Origin of the sequence: Rhodococcus sp. NPDC060086 (genome assembly GCF_042730275.1) — a bacterium.
In the GTDB taxonomy this organism is placed as follows: Bacteria; Actinomycetota; Actinomycetes; order Mycobacteriales; family Mycobacteriaceae; genus Rhodococcus.
This window is the reverse complement of record NZ_JBHWWZ010000028.1, coordinates 1-19,750: the sequence shown is the minus strand read 5'-3', so window position 1 is coordinate 19,750 and position 19,750 is coordinate 1. Positions and strand designations below refer to the sequence as shown.

The following is a 19,750-nucleotide window of genomic DNA, read 5'->3' as shown; positions in this document are numbered from 1 at the left end:
CAACCATGAGCGCAACCACGGTGGCCGTCCTCGACTACGGCTCGGGCAATCTCCACTCCGCGACCCGGGCTCTTGCTCGCACCGGCGCGCACGTCGAGGTCACCTCCGACCCCAAGGTCGCACTCGCCGCGGACGGCCTTGTCGTCCCCGGAGTGGGCGCATTCGACGCGTGCATGCGTGGGCTGCGCAGCGTGGGCGGGGAGAAGATCATCGGCACGCGGCTCGCCGGGGGCCGCCCGGTCCTCGGAATCTGCGTCGGCATGCAGATCCTGTTCGAGAAGGGCGTCGAACACGGCATCGAGACCGAAGGCTGCGGCGAGTGGCCCGGAACCGTCGACCGTCTCGACGCGCCCGTGCTGCCCCACATGGGCTGGAACACCGTCGAGGCGCCGAAGGACTCGGTCCTGTTCGGGGGAATGAACGAGGACGCACGTTTCTACTTCGTCCACACCTACGCGGCGCAGACCTGGGAATTGCCCGAACCCGAACGGATCGCCCCGCCTCGGCTGACCTGGGCCGAACACGGCAGCCGGTTCCTTGCCGCGGTCGAGAACGGACCGCTCTCGGCGACCCAGTTCCACCCCGAGAAGTCCGGTGACGCCGGCGCCGTCCTGTTGCGGAACTGGGTGGACTCCTTGTGAGCAAGCCCGAGGAGAGCGACGAGCCGACCGGGGACCTCTCGATCGGCAAGCTTGCAATGGCGTCGCTCGGCTCGGCTGCGGCGGTGCTGCTCGTCGCCACCCTCGTGATCGTGGTGCTGCGACCGGAACCGGTGATCGGACTGATCGTCGCACTGGCCGGGGTCGTGGGCGCGATCGTCGCGATGGGAATCGTGTCCAAGCGGATGACCCGGAAAGCGTTCGGCTCCGGCTCGACGTGACGGCCGTGGGAAGGGGAACAACTCCTTCCACCTTCAACGTATATCCGACCCCGGGGCTTGCGGCAAGCCCCCGCGCATGCCCCACAATCGTCGTCCTGGCCCGAAGCTGTGCACATCACGGCATCGTTCGGCCGGGAGAGGGCGAGGGATACATGTCGGTCGACGGACCACACACTGATCAGCAGCACGAGGAAGAACTTCGGTTCGAACGCAGCTACGTGGCGAGCCTCTACACCCGGCTCGACGCGGAGCGCAGTGATGCGAAGGCCCGCTACGTGGCGGCAATGCGTGGAAACGGGACCTCCCCGATGGAACGCGACATCGAGGTGCGTTCGCAGGCGCGAGCGGTCGAGCGGCTGGACGTGGCCGATAACGGGTTGTGTTTCGGACGGTTGGACGCGGATTCGGGTGAGTGCTCCTACATCGGGCGGATCGGGATCCTCGACGAGAAGAACGACTACGAGTCGCTGTTACTCGACTGGCGTGCGCCGGCCGCGCGACCGTTCTACGTCGCCACCGCCGCGAACCCCGAAGGTATGCGCCGACGACGCCAGTTCCACACCGGTGGAAGGGATCTCGTCGACTTCACCGATGAATCACTCGGCCGGCCGTCGGACGGCGAGACCGGAGACGCGGCCCTGCTTGCCGCGGTCACCGCGCCGCGCGGCGACGGCATGCGCGACATCGTGGCGACGATCCAGGCCGAACAGGACGAGATCATCCGCCTCGACCATCCGGGAGTGCTGGTGATCGAGGGCGGCCCCGGTACCGGCAAGACCGTGGTGGCGCTGCACCGAGTTGCCTACCTTCTCTACGCACAGCGTGAGCAGATGGAACGCCACGGTGTGCTCGTCGTCGGCCCCAACCCGGCGTTCTTGCAGCACATCGGTCGTGTGCTCCCGTCACTCGGCGAGACCGACGTGGTGTTCACGACCACGGGCGACCTCGTTCCCGGGCTGCAGGTCACGGCAGAGGACGCACCGGACGTGGCGCGGCTCAAAGGAGCATCGAAAATTCTCGATGTGCTCGCGGCAGCGATCGCCGACCGGCAGCGGCAGCCGCTCGGCCCGATCATGATCGAATTGACCGACGTCACGGTGCGGATCGATGCCGAGACCGCCCAATGGGCGATCGAGGAAGCGCGGGCCAGTGGACTCCCACACAACGACGCACGTGCGGTCTTCACTGAGATCGTCACGTGGGTACTCACCGAGCGGGCAATCGCACGGATCGGTCGCGGGTGGCTGGACCGATCGGACACGCAGGCATGGGAGGACATGCGATCGGACCTGAGTGCGGAACTCGCGGAGCACGACCGGTTCACGGCGGCGCTCGACGAACTCTGGCCGCTCCTGACACCGGAGGAGTTGCTGTCCCAGCTCTACACCTCGCGCGAACGGCTCCGCGCGGCCGGCGCCGATCCGGTCCTGTGGCGGGCGGACGGCGACGCATGGACGATTTCCGATGTACCGCTGCTCGACGAACTCGTCGATCTGCTGGGACGTGCCGGGCCCGTCGACGACACCGCGGAACGCGAACTCGCGGCCGAGGTCGCGTACGCCGAGGGCGTGCTGGACGTTCTGGTGAACCGTGAAGACCACATGGACGACGAGGACCACCTCTTTGCCCAGGACATGCTCTTCGGATCCGACCTGGCGGGGCGCTTCGTCGAGCGCGACACCCGGACCCTCGCCGAACGCGCTACCGCCGACCGGGAGTGGACCTATCGGCACGTCGTCGTCGACGAAGCCCAGGAACTGTCCGAGATGGACTGGCGTGTGCTGATGCGGCGTTGCCCGGGACGATCCTTCACGATTGTCGGCGATCTCGCGCAGCGCCGATCCGCTGCGGGCGCGGCATCGTGGGGCGAGATGTTCGACCCGTACGTACCCGGTCGGTGGGTGTACCGCTCGTTGAGCGTGAACTACCGGACGCCCGCCGAGATCATGGCCGTCGCCGCCGGGGTGCTCGCCGAGTTCGCGCCCGGCATCGCACCGCCGGACTCCGTACGCGCGTCAGGGGTGACGCCCTGGTCGAGGTCCGTGAGCGGCGACATGAGCTCGGCGATAGAAGAATTCGTGCGGGACGAGGCCGGCCGGGACGGCACGAGCATCGTGATCGGACCGCCGGACGTCGTCGGAGCGGTGCCCGCATCGGAAACCAAGGGACTCGAGTTCGACGCCGTCCTCGTCGTCGAACCCGACCGCATCCTCGCCGACGGGCCACGTGGGGCGGCGGAACTGTATGTCGCGCTGACTCGCGCCACCCAACGTCTCGGCGTCCTGCACCGCGGGCCGTTACCGGAAGCCCTGTCCGGACTCGCGGACAGGACTCCGCACGCAATGACCGCGACCGAAGCTCGGGTCAGGACGCGAACCGAACCTGTGCCTGGGTCTTCCCGAGAACGGTGCGCCCCTCGTAGCTCACCGTGAGGTCGATCCGCGCGGTGCGCTCGGCGGGATCGAGTCGGGCGACCTTGGCGGAGATCGACAGGGTCGCGCCGTCGACCGCATCGACGACGACGGGTCGCGTGAACCGCGTCTCGTACGAGATCACCGCGGTGGGATCGCCGATCCACTCCACCACGACCTCCAGCGCCAGGGCTGCGGTGAGCATTCCGTGCGCGAGCACCCCGGGGAGGCCGACCTCGGCAGCGGTGACGTCGTTGTAGTGGATCGGATTCAGATCGACCGATGCACCCGCATAGCGCACCAGGTCGTCGCGGGTGATCTTCGGTTCGGCCTTGGCGACGACCGCACCGATCTCGAGGTCGCCGAATTCGCGGCGGGTGGACGGGCTCATGCGTCACCTCGATGCAGGAAGCTGGAGGTCACTGTCGCAACCAGCGCGCCGGTCTCGTCGCAGACCTCACAGACTGTCGAGAGGAACGAATTTCCCGCGCGTTCGGAGACGTCGACGATCGTCAACGTCGTCGACAGATCGTCGCCGGCGACGATGGGCCTGGAGTACTCGATCTTCTCCGAGCCGTGGACGACCCGGTGCAGCTCGATGCCGGTGCCGGGGGATTCCATCAGCTGGGTCACGGCGGGACCCAACACCACGGTGCTGAAGGTCGGTGGTGCGACCACGTCGGTGAACCCGGCTGCGCGGGACGCCTCGACGTCATGATGGAGCGGGTTCGTCGAGCGTACGGCGCGGGCGAATTCACGGATCTTCTCGCGGCCGACGAGATAGTTCGTCGGTGGGAAGACCCGACCTGCGAGATCAGGGTTCAGTGGTGCCATCCGCCGAGCTTATCGGGGTGTGAGGCCGGGTCGGTGCCGGAATCATCCGTTGCCGCCGACAATCGCTGCGCGAACGCGCGGCAGGAGCGTGGAACATCCTCGTTACCTCGGATGTCGAACCCCGCACCACGCCGACCCGCCGCGCGAACGACACCGTTTTCGGGCATCGTCGAGGCAGGCACTACTGTAGGCCCAGTGAGCCTGGTCCTTTTGCCTGCAGTCGACGTTGCCAACGGTGAAGCAGTTCGCCTCGTCCAGGGAGAGGCGGGCAGTGAAACCGGCTATGGTTCCCCGCGCGACGCCGCCTTCGAATGGCAGAGCGCCGGTGCCGAATGGGTACACCTGGTCGATCTCGACGCGGCCTTCGGTCGCGGCGACAACCGTGAGCTCATCGCGCAGGTCGTCGGTGAACTCGACGTCAAGGTCGAACTGTCCGGTGGCATCCGCGACGACGCCACCCTCGCTGCGGCCCTCGCGACCGGTTGCGCGCGGGTGAATCTCGGCACTGCCGCCATCGAGAACCCCGAGTGGTGCGCACGCGTCATCGGCGAGTACGGCGACCGCATCGCCGTCGGCCTCGACGTCAAGCTCATCGACGGTGAATGGCGCCTCCGCGGGCGCGGCTGGGTGTCCGACGGCGGCGATCTGTGGGAGACGCTCGAACGCCTCAACAGCGAAGGATGCTCCCGCTACGTCGTCACGGACGTCACCAAGGACGGCACTCTCAGCGGGCCGAACCTCGATCTCCTCGGCTCGGTGTGCAACGCCACCGACGCCCCTGTCGTTGCCTCCGGCGGCGTCTCCACCGTCGACGATCTGCGCGCGATCGCCACGCTCGTCGACGAAGGGATCGAAGGCGCGATCATCGGCAAGGCGCTCTACGCAGGCCGTTTCACCCTTCCCGAAGCACTCGACGCGGTCTCGCGCTGACGTCCATGACCGCGAACACGGACCGCGAGCACCTCCTCGCTGTGGCGAGCGAGGTGCTCGACGGTGTGTCCGAACGGTTCGTCACCGGCCACGGAGCACCGCGGTCGGTTGACAAGGGGCGCAACGACTTCGCCACCGACCTCGACCTCGAACTCGAACGTCGCATCAGCGGTGAACTCTCCGACCGCACGGGTATCCCCGTGCACGGGGAGGAGTTCGGGGGACCGTCGACAAGCAGTGGCGCCGTGTGGCTGCTCGACCCCATCGACGGCACCGTCAACTATTCGGCCGGACTCCCGACCGCGTGCATCCTGCTCTCGCTCGTCCAGGACGGCGAACCGGTAGTGGGACTGACGTGGATGCCGCTGATCGGTCACAAGTTCTCCGCGGTGGTCGACGGCCCGCTGTTGTTCAACGGCGAGCCCCGCAAGCGGCTCGAGCCCCAACGGCTCGAAGACCACATGGTCGCCGTCGGAAGTTTCGACGTCGACAGTCGCGGCCGCGTTCCCGGACGCACCCGCCTGTCCGTCATCACCGAATTGAGCCGGCGGGTCGCTCGACTGCGCATGCACGGCTCGACGGGCATCGACCTCGCCTACACCGCGTCGGGGGCGCTCGGTGGCGCGGTCGTGTTCGGTCACCATCCCTGGGACAATTGCGCGGGGGTTGCGCTCGTCCGCGCGGCCGGTGGGATCGCCACCGACTTCGAAGGCAAGCCGTGGCGCATCGGGTGCGGATCCGTACTCGCGGCAGCGCCCGGCATTCACGATGAAATATTGGATATTCTGAGATCCGTGAGGACGGAGTCTCGTTCAGAAGGAGAATCCCGATGACGCTCGCCGTGCGAGTGATCCCCTGCCTCGACGTCGACGCCGGACGGGTCGTCAAGGGAGTCAACTTCGAAAACCTCCGCGACGCCGGCGACCCCGTCGAGCTCGCTGCTCTCTACGACGCCCAGGGCGCCGACGAACTGACCTTCCTCGACGTGACTGCCTCGAGCGGTGATCGCGGCACGATGCTCGACGTCGTCACCCGCACCGCCGAGCAGGTCTTCATCCCGCTCACCGTCGGCGGCGGGGTCCGAACTGTCGACGACGTCGACCGGCTGTTGCGCGCGGGCGCCGACAAGGTCTCGGTGAACACCGCCGCGATCGCGCGCCCGGACGTGCTGCGCGAGATGTCGGAGCGGTTCGGTTCCCAGTGCATCGTGTTGTCCGTCGACGCCCGCACGGTTCCGGACGGGCAGGAGCCCACCCCGTCGGGTTGGGAGGTCACCACCCACGGTGGTCGCCGCGGCACAGGTATCGACGCGGTCGAATGGGCGCGGCGCGGCGCGGAACTCGGAGTGGGGGAGATTCTCCTCAATTCGATGGACGCCGACGGCACCAAGGCCGGGTTCGACCTGAAGATGATCGAATCCGTGCGCGCCGCGGTGCACGTTCCCGTGATCGCCTCGGGCGGCGCCGGCGCCGTCGAGCACTTCGGGCCTGCCGTGCATGCAGGTGCGGACGCTGTGCTCGCGGCGAGTGTGTTCCACTTCCGTGAACTCACGATCGGGCAGGTCAAGGACGCGATGCGCGCGGAAGGGATCGTGGTCCGATGAGTGACATCCTGAAGCCGGAGATTGCGGCCCGACTCAAGCGCAACGAGGCCGGGCTGTTCGCCGCGGTCGTGCAGGAGAAGGCCACCGGCGCGGTTCTGATGATGGCGTGGATGGACGACGAGGCGCTCGCGCGCACCCTCGCCACCCGCAAGGCCACCTACTTCTCGCGGTCCCGCAACCAGTACTGGGTCAAGGGCGAGACGTCGGGGCACACCCAGTACGTGCACGAGGTGCGCCTCGACTGCGACGGCGACACCGTATTGCTGGTCGTCGACCAGGTCGGTGCGGCATGCCACACGGGCACGCATACGTGCTTCGACACCGACGTGCTGCTGTAGCGACGTGCCGCTGTAGTCGGAGAAGAAACTTCTCGGAGAATCACGCCCGACCGTCCGCGCCGCGGCGGTCGGGCGCGTTCGTCGTGCGAAGCCCGCTGAGGCGTGGCGCGGCACGCCATTCCCCGTGGTGACAGATCATGACCGTGCGGCACTTGATCTGTGTGATATGACACAGGACGGTCGCGGTTCCGCCGTCGAGGATCTCGATGGTGCCGGGCTTCTTGCCGGGTGGGCCGGGGGCGGAATGTGCCCGGATCATCCCCGCAGGCGACCCTCGGGGAGTTCTCGGCATTCCCGGAGTTGTCTTCGAATTATGTTGTAGTGCAAGTGATATCGCGTGTCGATTCGGCCGGCTCCGTGCGGGCGTGCGGGTGTGCCGGGTTGTCGCGGTGAGGGGTCGGCGGGCCGTGCTGCCTCAGACTCTGAAGCGCCGGTTCGGCAGGCGATGTGATCCGGATCGTAGGCATCGGACTGAAGTGGTATCGGGCACGATCGCTTGAAGACGCCCAACCTGCGGCGTTACCTGGTTGTGACCTCAAGGCCGCTGAATTGTGATCCGTCAGGGATGTACGACCTCCTTCGGTAGACGCGTGTGGCCCCCATATCGGAGGCCGAATCGAACTCGGTCGAATCTTGGAGCACGACCCATGTCTATTTCACATTCGCGTCATATCCGTGTCGCGATCGCCGCCGCAGCCCTGATCAGCGCGGCTACCACCGCTGTCGTCGGTACGTCCGATGCCCACGCCCGTACGGCGGCTCACGCCGATGCCGTGGCTTCGGTGTTCACCCGGTACAAGGAACCCGGCAGTCTGCTCATGGCGTTGGAGTTGCCCGGTCTTCCCTCGGAAGCGTGGACCGACGCGGAGGGGTTTGCACTGTCCGCCTCGGTCGAGTCCCCGGACGCACCCGTCGGCACGCCGGAGCCCGCCCCTGCTGCCGCTCCGGACCCCGAGCCTGCGCCGCCCGCCGTCACCCCCGACGATCTGCGGCACATCGTGCCGGGGATTCCGGCCGAGAAGATCGAGCAGTACATCGCTCCGCTGAATGCCGCGATGACGCACAACGGCATCGACAACCCGGTCCGACAGGCGGCGTTCATCGCGCAACTCGCCGTCGAGTCCGATTCCTTCCGGACCTTCGAGGAGTACGCCTCCGGTCGTGCCTACGAAGGCCGGGCCGACCTGGGCAACACCCATCCCGGAGACGGCGAGCGCTACAAGGGTCGCGGCGCAATCCAGATCACCGGCCGCCACAACTACGAGAAGCTGAGTCAGCACACGGGGGTGGACTTCGTCGCGCACCCCGAGTTGCTCGCCGCGCCGGAGAACGCCTTCACCACCGCTGCCTGGTACTGGACGTCGCGCGACCTCAACAATGTCGCAGACACAGTAGGGATCGTCCGGGTGTCGGAACTCGTCAACGGTGGTCACCACGCCCTGTCGCGGCGCATCGCCGATTTCGAGCGAGGCTTGAACGTGCTGCTCGCACCGTAGCCCACCTGCACATCGCCACGGCGCGTCGTCACAGCTCCCCGCTGTGGATACAGTGCGTCCATGCCTTTGATCCAGATCAGCCAGACTCCCGGCCTCACCGACGAGCAGAAGGCGGCGGTGATCGCCGAGGTCACCCGTGCCTACGCCGACGCGGCAGACAAGAACCCGTCATCGGTGTGGGTGACGATCACCGAGGTTCCGCGCGAGAACTGGGGTGTCGGCGGCACACCTCTCGGGTAGGTCGCCCGTCAGAATGATCGGACCATGGTGAGTTGATGCACCCGGGCACCCCGGTAGCGCAGCCCGGGGACGGGCGGAGTCGCACCATGCGGGGTGAATCCCATCCGCTCGAAGAACCTTGCGGCCCTCGCGTTCTCGACCAATGTTTGTAGATGGCATCCGGGCACCTGCTCGGTGCGAAGGCGATCGAACCAGGCGTCCATCAGTCCGGTGGCGGCACCGGTTCCGCGCGCTTCCGGTGCGACGTTGATGTGCAGGTGTGCCGGCCACCGTGGATCGTGGACGTCGCCTGCCGTCGGCGTCCTGCGGAGCGTGGCTGCGGCGGCGTCGATCATGCTGCGGCCGAAGAACGCAGCCGCCTGTCTGCTCCGAAACGGTCGGTGTCGACGGAGGGACTCGGTGATGCGTGTGTCCTCACTGGGGAACGCCTCGGTGTCGACGCATCCGGTGAGGTAGCCGACGAGCGCCCCGTCGTGCTCTGCGACAAACAGCGACGCGGGTTCGAGGTCCATGTACGGATCGAGGTAGACCGCCGCTTCGGAATCGATGTGCCCCCACAGTGATTCGGTGGGGGAGTCTCGTCCTGCGCGTGCGAACAAGGCGCGCAACTCGGTTCGGTCGTGGTCGTCGAATCCCCGAACTCGCATTCGGTCATGCTATATCAGCACTCAGGCCTTCCCGGTGCCCTCGGCGATGCCCTTGTCGAGTTGGGTGAGCAACGCGGTTCCCACGGTTTCGAGGGTGCTCACCTGGTCGTCGTCGAGACCGTCGAAGACGAGTCGCTGTACCGTCTCGACATGCCCCGGTGAGGTCTCGGCGACCTTGGCGTATCCGTCGTCGGTGAGGACCGCATAGGACCCGCGGCTGTGCGGGATCGCTTCGCGGCAGACCCAGCCGCGCTTGGCGAGTCGGGTGATGACGTGTGAGAGCCGGGACAGAGACGCGTTGGCGTCTGCGGCAAGGGCGGACAGTTGCAGGCGGCGATCCGGGGCCTCGGACAGCACGGCGAGGACGAAGTACTCGAAGTGGGTGAGGTCGGCGTCGCGCTGCATCTGTGTGTCCAGCGCTGCAGGCAACCGCGTGATCACTGCCACGAGCGAACGCCAGGCCTTCTGCTGGTGCTCGTCGAGCCACCGGGGTTCGTCGCTGCTCATGGTCGAACAAGCCTCTCTTCGTGCCGTTGTGACGGTGCCAGCGTGTCAAACCGGAGTGTCGTGTCGGGAGGTGGGGAATGGAATCGGTTCACAGTGGCGTTCCTGTATGGTACTTGAAGCTTCAACATAAGGAGATGTTGTGAACGCGATGCCCGCCCTGTTCGTCAGTCATGGCGCCCCGCCCCTCGTCGACAGCGAGCTGTGGGTGTCCCAGTTGGAGGCGTGGGCGTCGAACCTGCCGCGCCCCACGGCGATCCTCATCGTCTCCGCTCACTGGGAGTCGGCCCCGCTCACCATCGGCGCGACCGCCACCGGAACGCCCCTGGTGTACGACTTCGGTGGGTTCCCGCGTCGCTTCTACGAAGTCACCTACGCGTCGCCGGGTGCGCCCGATCTGGCCCGCAAGGTCGCGGCCCTGATGCCCGACGACGAGCCGGTGGTGCAGCAGCCCCACCGTGGTCTCGATCACGGTGCCTACGTCCCACTCACCGTGATGTACCCCGGCGCCGACATCCCCGTGCTGCAGATCTCGCTGCCGAGCCTCGACCCCGCGCGCCTGCTGGCCCTGGGCGAGCGACTGCGCCCGCTACGCGACGAAGGTGTGTTGATCATCGGGTCGGGATTCACCACCCACGGCCTGCCGTTCCTGCGCGACATGCGCCCGGAGGCACCCGCGCCGAGCTGGTCCGCAGAGTTCGACCACTGGGTTGCCGAGAATCTCGCCGCCGGCGACATCGACACCCTGCTCGACTTCGAGCGCCGTGCACCGGGGATGCCGTACGCCCACCCGTCCACCGAGCACTTCGCGCCACTGTTCGTGACCCTCGGTGCGTCCAGCGACCCCGGACAGCAACCCGACCAGGTCGTCGACGGCTTCTGGCTCGGTTTGGCAAAGCGCTCCTTCCAGGTCGCGTAGGACTGCCGACGCGCCCGGCGACCCGCGGCTGAGCCTGCTGCCGCGGTGCCTGGGATGATGAGCCCATGTCCGGCGAGCCCACCACCATTCCCGCAGCCACCACGACCACGTCCGCCGGGGGGTGGTCGGACTCCACCACCTCCCGGGAACAGTTCCGGCTGCTCGCGGCCGAGCATCGCGTGGTCCCGGTGACCCGCAAGGTGCTGGCCGACGCGGAGACCCCACTGTCGGCGTACCGGAAGCTTGCGGCCGACCGGCCCGGCACGTTCCTGCTGGAATCCGCAGAGAACGGACGGTCGTGGTCGCGCTGGTCGTTCATCGGCGCAGGGAGCCCCGCGGCGTTGACGGTCGTCGACGGTGAGGCCGCATGGTTCGGCCACGTACCCGCGGGGGCTCCTGCCGGCGGAAACCCGATCGACGTGCTCGACGAGACCCTTGCGCTATTGCACACCGACCGAATTCACGGCCTGCCGCCGCTCACCGGAGGCATGGTCGGGTATCTGGGCTACGACATCGTCCGTCATCTGGAGAAGTTGCCCTCGCTCGCGGCCGACGACCTGCAGGTCCCCGAGATGGTCATGTTGCTCGCGACCGATCTCGCCGCTGTGGACCATCACGAGGGCACGATCTGGCTGATCGCGAACGCAGTCAACTGGGACGGCTCCGACGAACGCGTGGACGAGGCCTACGAAGACGCCGTCGCGCGCCTCGACCGCATGACAGCCGACCTGGCCGTTCCTGCGTCGTCGACCGTCGCCACCTTCTCGAAGCCTGAGCCCGACTACCGGCGTCAGCGCACCACCGACTCGTTCTGCACCGACGTGCGTAAGCTCATCGGTGACGTCGAAGCCGGTGAGGCATTCCAGGTGGTGCTCTCGCAGCGATTCGAAATCGATTGTGAGGCAGAACCGTTCGACGTGTACCGGATGCTGCGCGCCTCGAACCCGAGCCCGTACATGTTCCTGCTCCACATCCCGGACGCCGACGGCGGGACGGCGTTCTCGATCGTCGGATCCAGCCCCGAAGCGCTCGTGACGGTCGTCGACGGTGTCGCCACCACACACCCCATCGCAGGCACCCGCTGGCGCGGTAAGGACGAAGAGGAGGACATCCTTCTCGAGAAGGACCTCATCGCCGACGAGAAGGAGAACGCCGAACACCTCATGCTCGTCGATCTCGGCCGCAATGATCTGGGACGTGTCTGTGAGCCCGGCACCGTCAAGGTGCACGACTACCGGCACATCGAGCGCTACAGCCACGTCATGCACCTGGTGTCGAAGGTCACCGGGCGCCTCGCCGACGGCAAGCACGCCCTCGATGCCGTGACCGCGTGCTTCCCCGCGGGAACCCTGTCGGGCGCACCCAAGGTGCGGGCGATGGAACTCATCGAGGAACTCGAACCGACCCGCCGCGGCATCTACGGTGGGATCGTCGGATACCTCGACTTCGCCGGCGACGCCGACACTGCGATCGCGATCCGTTCCGCCCTCGTCAAGAACGGGGTGGCCTACGTGCAGGCCGGTGCGGGCGTGGTCGCCGATTCGGTACCCGAGGCCGAGGACGCCGAGGCGCGGAACAAGGCCATGTCCGCGCTCGCCGCGGTCGCCGCCGCGGCCACCCTGACCCCGTACGGAGGCGACGCCGAGTGACAGACCCGGAACCCACCCAGTCGGAACCCACAGCCGACGACTCGACCCGGCCGGTGCGGCGACGATCGACCGCGCTTGCCGCGGTACTCCTCGTCGTCGCGGCCGCAGCGCTGTGGGCATCGAGCCGTATGACCTGGGTACAGGTGGACTCGGCCGATGGTCTCGGCACCGACCGGATCACCGACCTGGACGGCGGCACCTGGGCTGCCGCGACCACCCCGCTCGCCTTGGCGCTGCTCGCAGCAGTGGCTGCGGCATTCGCGGTGCGTGGCCGTGCGGTGCGGATCGTGGCCGGCGCGGTGGCACTCGTGGCGGTGGCCGCGGCGATTCCGGTGGTGCAGTTGTTCACCTCCGGGGTGGATCCGGGCACCGCGCAACAGGTCGCCGAGCTGCCCGATCGAGCCACAGTGGTGGCCACCGATGTTTTCCCGCTGCCCGCGATCCTCGCCGGTGTCGGCGCGTGTGTGGCACTTGCCGCGGCGGTCGTGTTGTGGCGTGCACCGAGTGCACAGGCCGGCCTGTCGTCGAAGTACGATGCTCCTGCGGCGCGCCGGGAGGCGGCTGTCCGTAACGCCGAAGCCGATGAGCCGGTGACCGAGCGGACCCTGTGGGACAGCATCGATGCGGGGCACGATCCGACGGTCGACCACGAGGACGACGATGCCGAAGACGACCCCGACACGAAGTCGGGCGAATCGGGGACCCGCCGCTGAGTGGTGTGGCGAGGCGGACTAGGCTGGACACTACTTCCGATGAAGTTGATCACATCGGGATTGACATGGGGCGAAAGGACTCGAGCCACGATGACAGTTCTCGACTCGATTCTCGAAGGAGTGCGCGCAGACGTCGCCGCTCGGGAGGCGGTTGTCGACTTCGCTTCCGTCAAGGCCGCCGCGGCCGCCGCTCCCTCTCCGATCGACGCCAAGGCAGCGTTGCTCGAGCCGGGTATCGCGGTGATCGCCGAGGTGAAGCGCGCAAGCCCGTCGAAGGGTGCGCTTGCCGAGATCGGAGACCCGGCGGAGCTCGCCAAGGCATACGAGGCCGGCGGTGCTCGCGCGATCAGCGTGCTGACGGAGGAACGCCGATTCCACGGCAGCCTCGCCGATCTCGACGCTGTGCGTCGCGCTGTGCGTATCCCCGTGCTGCGCAAGGACTTCGTCGTCGGCCCGTACCAGATCCACGAGGCACGCGCGCACGGCGCCGACATCGTGCTGCTGATCGTCGCTGCCCTCGAGCAGACCGTGCTGCACTCGCTCATCGAACGCGTCGAGTCCCTCGGGATGACCGCGCTCGTCGAGGCGCACACCGAGGAGGAGGCCGACCGGGCGCTCGAAGCCGGTGCCAGCGTCATCGGGATCAACGCGCGCAACCTCAAGACCCTCGAAGTCGACAAGAACACCTTCGGCCGAATCGCGCCGGGACTACCCTCCGACGTCCTCAAGATTGCCGAGTCGGGCGTTCGTGGGCCGGCCGACCTGCTCGCCTACGCGGGGGCAGGGGCCGACGCAGTGCTTGTGGGTGAAGGCCTGGTCACCAGCGGTGATCCGCGCCAGGCCGTCGCGGAACTGGTCACGGTCGGCACGCATCCGTCGTGCCCGAAACCGGCGCGCTGAGCACCGACATCGTGTCCGTCCCGCTCCGGGGACGGACCCGCGCAACCCGGCGGTGAACTGACGCCGCCGGTGGGGCAGACTGGACCTGTGACTGCAGACGATCCCGCACTGTCCGCCAAAGGTCGCGGACTTCCCCTCATGAGCGAAGCCGTCTCGACTTCGACCGCACATGAACCCGATGCCCGAGGTCATTTCGGAGCGTTCGGCGGACGCTACGTTCCCGAAGCGCTCATGGCGGTCATCGAAGAGGTCACCGCGGCGTTCGAGAAGGAGCGCACCGATCCCGGGTTCCTCACCGAACTCGACAGGCTCCAGCGCGATTACACCGGGCGCCCGTCGCCCGTCTACGAAGCCACCCGCCTGAGTGAACACGCCGGGGGGGCTCGCATCCTGCTCAAGCGCGAAGACCTCAACCACACCGGCTCGCACAAGATCAACAATGTGCTGGGTCAGGCGTTGCTCGCCAAGCGCATGGGGAAGACCCGCGTGATCGCCGAGACCGGTGCCGGGCAGCACGGCGTCGCCACCGCCACCGCATGCGCCCTGTTCGGGCTCGAATGCCGCGTGTACATGGGTGAGGTCGACACCGAACGTCAGGCGCTCAACGTCGCCCGCATGCGCCTGCTCGGCGCCGAAGTCATTGCGGCGAAGACCGGCTCGCGCACCCTCAAGGATGCGATCAACGAGGCGATGCGCGACTGGGTCACCAACGCGGACAACACCTACTACTGCTTCGGCACCGCTGCCGGACCACACCCGTTCCCCGCGATGGTCCGCGACTTCCAGCGCATCATCGGTCTCGAGGCGCGCGCGCAGGTCCGCGAACTGACGGGCCGTCTCCCCGACGCGGTCGTCGCATGCGTCGGCGGCGGCTCCAACGCGATCGGAATCTTCCACCCCTTCATCGACGACGCGTCGGTCAAGCTCGTCGGCTTCGAAGCAGGCGGCGACGGGGTCGAGACCGGCCGTCATGCCGCGACCATCGGAGGTGGCACCTACGGGGCTCTGCACGGCGCATATTCGTATCTGCTGCAGGACGAGGACGGCCAGACCATCGAATCGCACTCGATCTCGGCGGGCCTCGACTATCCCGGAGTCGGCCCCGAACATTCGTGGCTCAACGACACCGGTCGCGCCGAGTACCGTGCGATCACCGACACCGAAGCGATGAACGCGTTCGGACTGCTGTGCCGCACCGAGGGGATCATTCCCGCGATCGAGTCGGCGCACGCCGTCGCAGGTGCACTGAAGCTCGGCCCCGAACTCGGTGCGGGTGCGATCGTTCTCGTGAACCTGTCCGGTCGCGGCGACAAGGACGTCGACACCGCGGCCAAGTGGTTCGGGTATCTCCCCGCAGACAACGACACCAGCACCGAAGGAGCAGCGCAGTGAGTGCCCCGCACGAACGCCTCACCGAGATCTTCGCGACCTGCCGCGCCGAGAAGCGTGCTGCGCTCGTCGGATATCTGCCCGTCGGATACCCCACGGTCGACAAGTCCCTCGAGGCCATGACGACCCTCGTCGAGGGTGGCTGCGACCTCATCGAGGTCGGGATTCCCTACAGTGACCCTGTCATGGACGGCACCACGATCCAGGACGCGGCGTTCGAGGCCATCGCGAACGGCGTGCGGGTACGCGACGTGTTCACCGCCGTCGAGGCGATCACCGCCGCCGGTGGTGCCGCCGTGGTCATGACCTACTGGAACCTCGTGATGAAGTACGGCGTCGAGAACTTCGCCCGCGACCTCGCGGCCGCCGGCGGACTCGGCATCATCACCCCGGACCTGATCCCCGACGAGGCCGCAGACTGGATTGCCGCCTCCGACAAGTACGGACTCGGACGCACCTTCCTCGTCTCGCCGTCGTCGACCAACGAGCGTCTCGTGAACACCCTCGAGCAGTGCCGCGGATTCGTCTACGCCACCTCCACGATGGGCGTGACCGGTGCACGCGACGTCGTCGACAACCGCGCACCCGAACTTGTGGCCCGGGCGCGCCTGCACTCCGACATCCCTGTCGGTGTCGGTCTCGGTGTCCGCAACGGCGCCCAGGCAGCGGAGATCGCAGGCTACGCCGACGGGGTCATCGTCGGTTCGGCGCTGGTCACCGCAGTCGCTCAGGGCCGTGACGCCCTGCTCGCGCTGACGCAGGAACTCGCGAAGGGCGCACGCTCCGCTACCGTGGCGTCGTGACTTCGACCGCAGCAGTCCTGGCCTACCTACCCAGCCCACCGCAAGGTGTCTGGTACGTGGGACCGTTTGCCCTCCGCGCCTACGCACTCTGCATCATCGTCGGCATCATCGTCGCAATCTGGTGGGGCGATCGCCGCTGGGTCGCCCGCGGCGGGCAAGCAGGAACGGTCCTCGACATCGCCGTGTGGGCAGTGCCGTTCGGCCTCATCGGTGGCCGGCTCTATCACGTCGCAACCGACTGGCAGAAGTACTTCGGTGACGGCGCCGACCCGATGGATGCTCTGAAGATCTGGGAGGGCGGCCTCGGGATCTGGGGCGCCGTGGCCTTCGGCGCACTCGGCGCGTGGATAGGCTGCCGTCGACGGGGTATCCCGTTGCCGGCATTCGGTGACGCCCTCGCGCCGGCGATTCTGCTCGCCCAGGCCATCGGCCGGCTCGGAAACTGGTTCAACCAGGAACTGTACGGTCGCGAGACCACCGTGCCCTGGGGTCTCGAGATCTACGAGCGCGCCGACGATGCGGGCCGGAGTGCGCCGGGGCTGATCGACGGAGTGTCGACCGGTGTGGTCGCGTTCGTCGTCCACCCGACATTCCTGTACGAGCTGCTGTGGAACGTGGCAGTGGTCATTCTGCTGGTACTCGTCGATCGCAAGTTCACGATCGGTCACGGCCGTCTCTTCGCGCTGTACGTGGCCGGCTACTGTGCAGGCCGATTCTGGATCGAGCTCATGCGCGCCGACACCGCCACCGAGATCGCGGGTATCCGCATCAACAGCTTCACCTCGGGCATCGTGTTCGTGCTCGCCGTGGCCTACGTGATCTTCGCCCGTAAGGGCAGGGAAGCACCCGAGACACTCGACCCGGGTGCAGCGGAAGCCGAGGTTGCTACAGCAGAAGGTGCGGCAACCGCAGAGGCGAATACCGACGCGAAAGATGCCGACGGCGGGCAGAAGGAGCCGAAGGAGCGCGACCAGGCGGCGGATCCGGACGAGTCCGACTCCGCCGGTAAGGTCGGAAACGGTACGTCCGGCACGAGCAAGGGGGAGAAGAAGTGACCACACCCGATCCCGGTAACTCGGACAAGCGGGGCGCCCCGGAGGGGCGCGATCCCGTCGACAAGCCGGATCTGCGAAAGCAGACCGATCCCACACCGCCGTCATCGTCCGCGGAGAACACGTCCGAGACCACCCACGAATTCGGCCGGACCTTCGACTACGACGCGACCGCACAGGCGTCGCTGTCCGAGCAGTCGCCGACCCCGGAGTCGTTGGGTGGCTCCGTCGGCACCCCGGGGCCGGGATGGGACACCTACTCGGGTGTGGGCAACGGGCCGGGGTGGGGCACCACCCCGAGCTACCCGCCGCCGTCGGAGAACCTGCAGTCCGACTACCCGGCACCCGGCAGCGCCGAGTTCGGAGCCGGCGCGCCGCACTCGTATCCGAGTGCCCCGCAGCAGGGCTACACACCGCCGCAATACGGCGCGCAGGGGCCGGTCTACGGCACCCCCGACCCGCAGTACCCGACCGGTGGTACGCAGTACCCGACCGGTGGTGCCCCTGGGTACCCACTACCGAACGAGTTCGGCGTGTCGCCCGATCCCTACGGCGGACAGCCGTACGGTGCCTATGGCCCGCCGCCCGGCTATGGCCCCCCGGCCGGATACGTCGACCCGTCTGCGCCGTACGGCCGCGACCCCTATACGGGCGAGCCGTATTCCGACAAGTCCAAGGTCACGGCGGGCATCCTCGAGATCCTGCTGGGCGCCTTCGGCGCCGGACGCTTCTACCTCGATCAGCCCGGCATCGCCATCGCTCAGATTGCCGTCACATGGCTGACGTGCGGTATCGGTGGAATCTGGCCGTTGATCGACGGCATCCTGATGCTCACCGGCAAGGTTCGCGACAATCACGGGCGTCCGCTGCAACCGTGACGCCGCCGAGTCCTGTGCGCGTCGACCGGCCGGTGCCGGAATGGTGGCGCGGCAGCGAGGGGACTAGGCTCGTTCCGTGACCCGACGTACCAAGATCGTTTGCACCATGGGCCCCGGAACTGCCGATCCCGACGTTCTACGAGAACTCGTCGACGCAGGCATGAACGTGGCCCGACTCAACTTCAGCCACGGAGAACACTCCGACCACGAGGGACATTACAACCGGGTACGCGCGGCCGCCGAGGCCACCGGTAACGCGGTGGGAATCCTCGCCGACCTGCAAGGTCCCAAGATCCGGCTCGGCCGTTTCGCCGAGGGTCGCACCGTGTGGGAAAACGGTGACGTCGTGCGGATCACCGTCGACGATGTCGAGGGAACGCACGATCGGGTGTCGACCACCTACAAGCAGCTTGCGGAGGACGCCGTCGCGGGCGACCGACTTCTCGTCGACGACGGCAAGGTCGGTCTCGTCGTCGAATCCGTCGACGGTAATGACGTGGTGTGCCGCGTCACCGAGGGCGGGCCGGTCAGCAACAACAAGGGTGTGTCTCTGCCCGGCATGAACGTGTCCGTCCCCGCCTTGTCGGCGAAGGACATCGCCGACCTCGAGTTCGCCTTGAAGCTCGGCGTGGACTTCATCGCACTGTCGTTCGTGCGCTCGCCTGCCGATATCGAACTCGTCCACGAGATCATGGACCGGGTCGGACGTCGTCTCCCGGTCATCGCGAAGCTCGAGAAGCCGGAGGCGATCGACAACCTCGAGGCCGTCGTCCTGGCCTTCGACGCGGTGATGGTGGCGCGCGGCGACCTCGGTGTGGAGCTTCCGCTCGAGGAGGTGCCGCTGGTGCAGAAGCGCGCAATCCAGATCGCCAGGGAGAACGCCAAGCCTGTCATCGTCGCGACACAGATGCTCGAGTCGATGATCGAGAATTCCCGGCCCACCCGCGCCGAGGCATCGGATGTGGCCAACGCGGTGCTCGACGGAGCCGACGCGGTGATGCTGTCCGGCGAGACCTCGGTAGGTAAGTTCCCGATCGAGACGGTCAAGACCATGGCGCGGATCGTCGGCGCTGTCGAGTCGGACTCGACCGACGTGCCGGCTCTGACTCACGTGCCACGGACCAAGCGCGGTGTGATCTCCTACGCGGCGCGTGACATCGGTGAGCGGCTCGACGCGAAGGCGCTGGTGGCGTTCACCCAGTCCGGCGATACGGTCCGTCGACTCGCTCGATTGCACACCCACCTGCCGCTGCTCGCGTTCACCCCGGTTCCGCATATCCGCAACCAGCTCACCCTGACCTGGGGTACCGAGACGTTCTCCGTCGAACCGGTGGACACCACCGACCAGATGGTCGAACAGGTCGACCTGGCGTTGCTGTCGCTCGGCCGGTATCAGCGCGGCGACCTCGTCGTCATCGTCGCCGGTGCCCCTCCGGGACGCTCCGGTTCGACGAACCTCATCCACGTGCACCGCTTGGGGGAGAAGGACAGTCGGTGACCGACTCCGAGTCACGAGGTCGCTCAGGTGATCTCGACGTGCTCCTCGGTCTGCTCGATCTCGAGC

Annotated in this window: 22 protein-coding genes and 1 pseudogene; 18 read left to right on the top strand and 5 right to left on the bottom strand. The window is 67.4% G+C overall.

The annotated features are described in order from the left end of the window. Positions 1–5 precede the first annotated feature (5 nt). From hisH to helR, 3 genes are all read left to right on the top strand, one after another. Positions 6–641, top strand: coding sequence for an imidazole glycerol phosphate synthase subunit HisH (gene hisH, locus ACFWB0_RS16145; protein WP_378491472.1), 636 nt, complete (start codon positions 6–8; stop codon positions 639–641). A gap of 56 nt (positions 642–697) precedes the next feature. Then, entirely contained in the window at positions 698–880 is a 183-nt protein-coding gene (locus tag ACFWB0_RS16140) for a hypothetical protein (protein ID WP_378491515.1), read from the top strand. 152 nt (positions 881–1,032) lie between these two features. After that, positions 1,033–3,312: an RNA polymerase recycling motor ATPase HelR gene (gene helR, locus ACFWB0_RS16135; protein ID WP_378491471.1), complete on the top strand. Its 2,280-nt coding sequence runs from the start codon at positions 1,033–1,035 to the stop codon at positions 3,310–3,312. Here the strand turns inward: helR and ACFWB0_RS16130 are convergent. Together ACFWB0_RS16130 and ACFWB0_RS16125 are read right to left on the bottom strand one after the other, a co-directional pair. Continuing rightward, complete coding sequence (locus tag ACFWB0_RS16130; protein WP_378491470.1) at positions 3,245–3,682, bottom strand: MaoC/PaaZ C-terminal domain-containing protein; 438 nt, start codon at positions 3,680–3,682, stop codon at positions 3,245–3,247. The genes helR and ACFWB0_RS16130 overlap by 68 nt on opposite strands. Further along, the gene (locus tag ACFWB0_RS16125; RefSeq protein WP_378491469.1) at positions 3,679–4,125 is read right to left on the bottom strand and encodes a MaoC family dehydratase N-terminal domain-containing protein; all 447 of its coding nucleotides are present in this window, start codon (positions 4,123–4,125) and stop codon (positions 3,679–3,681) included. Before ACFWB0_RS16125 ends, ACFWB0_RS16130 begins: the two co-directional genes overlap by 4 nt. A 195-nt stretch (positions 4,126–4,320) precedes the next feature. On the opposite strand from ACFWB0_RS16125, the gene priA reads away from it, so the two are divergent. The 4 genes from priA to hisI are packed head-to-tail and all read left to right on the top strand — an operon-like array spanning position 4,321 to position 6,996. Then, entirely contained in the window at positions 4,321–5,055 is a 735-nt protein-coding gene (gene priA / locus ACFWB0_RS16120; RefSeq protein ID WP_378491468.1) for a bifunctional 1-(5-phosphoribosyl)-5-((5-phosphoribosylamino)methylideneamino)imidazole-4-carboxamide isomerase/phosphoribosylanthranilate isomerase PriA, read from the top strand. A 5-nt stretch (positions 5,056–5,060) separates the two neighbouring features. Next, a complete protein-coding gene (locus ACFWB0_RS16115) occupies positions 5,061–5,888 on the top strand; it encodes an inositol monophosphatase family protein (RefSeq protein ID WP_378491467.1) in 828 nt (275 codons plus the stop codon). After that, positions 5,885–6,658, top strand: a complete 774-nt coding sequence (gene hisF, locus ACFWB0_RS16110; RefSeq protein WP_378491466.1) for an imidazole glycerol phosphate synthase subunit HisF — start codon at positions 5,885–5,887, stop codon at positions 6,656–6,658. Before ACFWB0_RS16115 ends, hisF begins: the two co-directional genes overlap by 4 nt. After that, a complete protein-coding gene (gene hisI / locus ACFWB0_RS16105) occupies positions 6,655–6,996 on the top strand; it encodes a phosphoribosyl-AMP cyclohydrolase (RefSeq protein ID WP_378491465.1) in 342 nt (113 codons plus the stop codon). The genes hisF and hisI overlap by 4 nt, the downstream gene beginning before the upstream one ends. A gap of 40 nt (positions 6,997–7,036) precedes the next feature. Here hisI and ACFWB0_RS16100 read toward each other — a convergent pair whose 3' ends face one another. Beyond that, on the bottom strand, positions 7,037–7,255 hold the full coding sequence (locus ACFWB0_RS16100; protein WP_378491464.1) for a hypothetical protein: 219 nt from the start codon (positions 7,253–7,255) through the stop codon (positions 7,037–7,039). Positions 7,256–7,643: 388 nt separating this feature from the next. On the opposite strand from ACFWB0_RS16100, the gene ACFWB0_RS16095 reads away from it, so the two are divergent. Further along, the gene (locus ACFWB0_RS16095) at positions 7,644–8,492 is read left to right on the top strand and encodes a glycoside hydrolase family 19 protein (protein ID WP_378491463.1); all 849 of its coding nucleotides are present in this window, start codon (positions 7,644–7,646) and stop codon (positions 8,490–8,492) included. A gap of 48 nt (positions 8,493–8,540) precedes the next feature. After that, positions 8,541–8,732, top strand: a pseudogene (locus ACFWB0_RS16090) (4-oxalocrotonate tautomerase family protein); the annotation flags it as partial. Between the two features lie 8 nt (positions 8,733–8,740). On the opposite strand, the gene ACFWB0_RS16085 reads toward ACFWB0_RS16090, so the two are convergent. Further along, entirely contained in the window at positions 8,741–9,379 is a 639-nt protein-coding gene (locus ACFWB0_RS16085; RefSeq protein ID WP_378491462.1) for a GNAT family N-acetyltransferase, read from the bottom strand. Positions 9,380–9,400: 21 nt separating this feature from the next. Next, entirely contained in the window at positions 9,401–9,886 is a 486-nt protein-coding gene (locus tag ACFWB0_RS16080) for a MarR family winged helix-turn-helix transcriptional regulator (protein WP_378491461.1), read from the bottom strand. 148 nt (positions 9,887–10,034) lie between these two features. Here ACFWB0_RS16080 and ACFWB0_RS16075 point away from each other — a divergent pair, with 148 nt between their 5' ends. The 9 genes from ACFWB0_RS16075 to pyk all read left to right on the top strand — a co-directional run bounded on the left by ACFWB0_RS16075 (position 10,035) and on the right by pyk (position 19,684). Next, positions 10,035–10,802, top strand: a complete 768-nt coding sequence (locus ACFWB0_RS16075; RefSeq protein WP_378491514.1) for a dioxygenase — start codon at positions 10,035–10,037, stop codon at positions 10,800–10,802. Positions 10,803–10,867: 65 nt separating this feature from the next. Further along, positions 10,868–12,451, top strand: a complete 1,584-nt coding sequence (locus tag ACFWB0_RS16070; protein WP_378491460.1) for an anthranilate synthase component I — start codon at positions 10,868–10,870, stop codon at positions 12,449–12,451. Continuing rightward, entirely contained in the window at positions 12,448–13,164 is a 717-nt protein-coding gene (locus ACFWB0_RS16065; protein ID WP_378491459.1) for a TIGR02234 family membrane protein, read from the top strand. The genes ACFWB0_RS16070 and ACFWB0_RS16065 overlap by 4 nt, the downstream gene beginning before the upstream one ends. A gap of 90 nt (positions 13,165–13,254) precedes the next feature. After that, positions 13,255–14,064, top strand: coding sequence for an indole-3-glycerol phosphate synthase TrpC (gene trpC, locus ACFWB0_RS16060; RefSeq protein ID WP_378491458.1), 810 nt, complete (start codon positions 13,255–13,257; stop codon positions 14,062–14,064). Positions 14,065–14,202: 138 nt separating this feature from the next. After that, a complete protein-coding gene (trpB, locus tag ACFWB0_RS16055) occupies positions 14,203–15,456 on the top strand; it encodes a tryptophan synthase subunit beta (RefSeq protein WP_378491513.1) in 1,254 nt (417 codons plus the stop codon). Then, positions 15,453–16,256, top strand: coding sequence for a tryptophan synthase subunit alpha (gene trpA, locus ACFWB0_RS16050; protein WP_378491457.1), 804 nt, complete (start codon positions 15,453–15,455; stop codon positions 16,254–16,256). The genes trpB and trpA overlap by 4 nt, the downstream gene beginning before the upstream one ends. After that, positions 16,253–17,311, top strand: coding sequence for a prolipoprotein diacylglyceryl transferase (lgt, locus tag ACFWB0_RS16045; protein ID WP_378491456.1), 1,059 nt, complete (start codon positions 16,253–16,255; stop codon positions 17,309–17,311). Before trpA ends, lgt begins: the two co-directional genes overlap by 4 nt. Beyond that, entirely contained in the window at positions 17,308–18,186 is an 879-nt protein-coding gene (locus tag ACFWB0_RS16040; protein ID WP_378491455.1) for an NINE protein, read from the top strand. Before lgt ends, ACFWB0_RS16040 begins: the two co-directional genes overlap by 4 nt. Positions 18,187–18,262: 76 nt before the next feature. Next, positions 18,263–19,684, top strand: a complete 1,422-nt coding sequence (gene pyk / locus ACFWB0_RS16035) for a pyruvate kinase (RefSeq protein WP_378491454.1) — start codon at positions 18,263–18,265, stop codon at positions 19,682–19,684. The last annotated feature ends 66 nt before the right edge of the window (positions 19,685–19,750 follow it).

Bases quoted from the DNA above. Each gene is read 5' to 3' on its own strand.
- hisH (WP_378491472.1), top strand. From the start codon at position 6: ATGAGCGCAACCACGGTGGCCGTCCTCGACTACGGCTCGGGCAATCTC.
- ACFWB0_RS16140 (WP_378491515.1), top strand. From the start codon at position 698: ATGGCGTCGCTCGGCTCGGCTGCGGCGGTGCTGCTCGTCGCCACCCTC.
- helR (WP_378491471.1), top strand. From the start codon at position 1,033: ATGTCGGTCGACGGACCACACACTGATCAGCAGCACGAGGAAGAACTT.
- ACFWB0_RS16130 (WP_378491470.1), bottom strand. From the start codon at position 3,682: ATGAGCCCGTCCACCCGCCGCGAATTCGGCGACCTCGAGATCGGTGCG.
- ACFWB0_RS16125 (WP_378491469.1), bottom strand. From the start codon at position 4,125: ATGGCACCACTGAACCCTGATCTCGCAGGTCGGGTCTTCCCACCGACG.
- ACFWB0_RS16115 (WP_378491467.1), top strand. From the start codon at position 5,061: ATGACCGCGAACACGGACCGCGAGCACCTCCTCGCTGTGGCGAGCGAG.
- hisF (WP_378491466.1), top strand. From the start codon at position 5,885: ATGACGCTCGCCGTGCGAGTGATCCCCTGCCTCGACGTCGACGCCGGA.
- hisI (WP_378491465.1), top strand. From the start codon at position 6,655: ATGAGTGACATCCTGAAGCCGGAGATTGCGGCCCGACTCAAGCGCAAC.
- ACFWB0_RS16100 (WP_378491464.1), bottom strand. From the start codon at position 7,255: ATGATCCGGGCACATTCCGCCCCCGGCCCACCCGGCAAGAAGCCCGGC.
- ACFWB0_RS16095 (WP_378491463.1), top strand. From the start codon at position 7,644: ATGTCTATTTCACATTCGCGTCATATCCGTGTCGCGATCGCCGCCGCA.
- ACFWB0_RS16085 (WP_378491462.1), bottom strand. From the start codon at position 9,379: ATGCGAGTTCGGGGATTCGACGACCACGACCGAACCGAGTTGCGCGCC.
- ACFWB0_RS16080 (WP_378491461.1), bottom strand. From the start codon at position 9,886: ATGAGCAGCGACGAACCCCGGTGGCTCGACGAGCACCAGCAGAAGGCC.
- ACFWB0_RS16075 (WP_378491514.1), top strand. From the start codon at position 10,035: ATGCCCGCCCTGTTCGTCAGTCATGGCGCCCCGCCCCTCGTCGACAGC.
- ACFWB0_RS16070 (WP_378491460.1), top strand. From the start codon at position 10,868: ATGTCCGGCGAGCCCACCACCATTCCCGCAGCCACCACGACCACGTCC.
- trpC (WP_378491458.1), top strand. From the start codon at position 13,255: ATGACAGTTCTCGACTCGATTCTCGAAGGAGTGCGCGCAGACGTCGCC.
- trpB (WP_378491513.1), top strand. From the start codon at position 14,203: ATGAGCGAAGCCGTCTCGACTTCGACCGCACATGAACCCGATGCCCGA.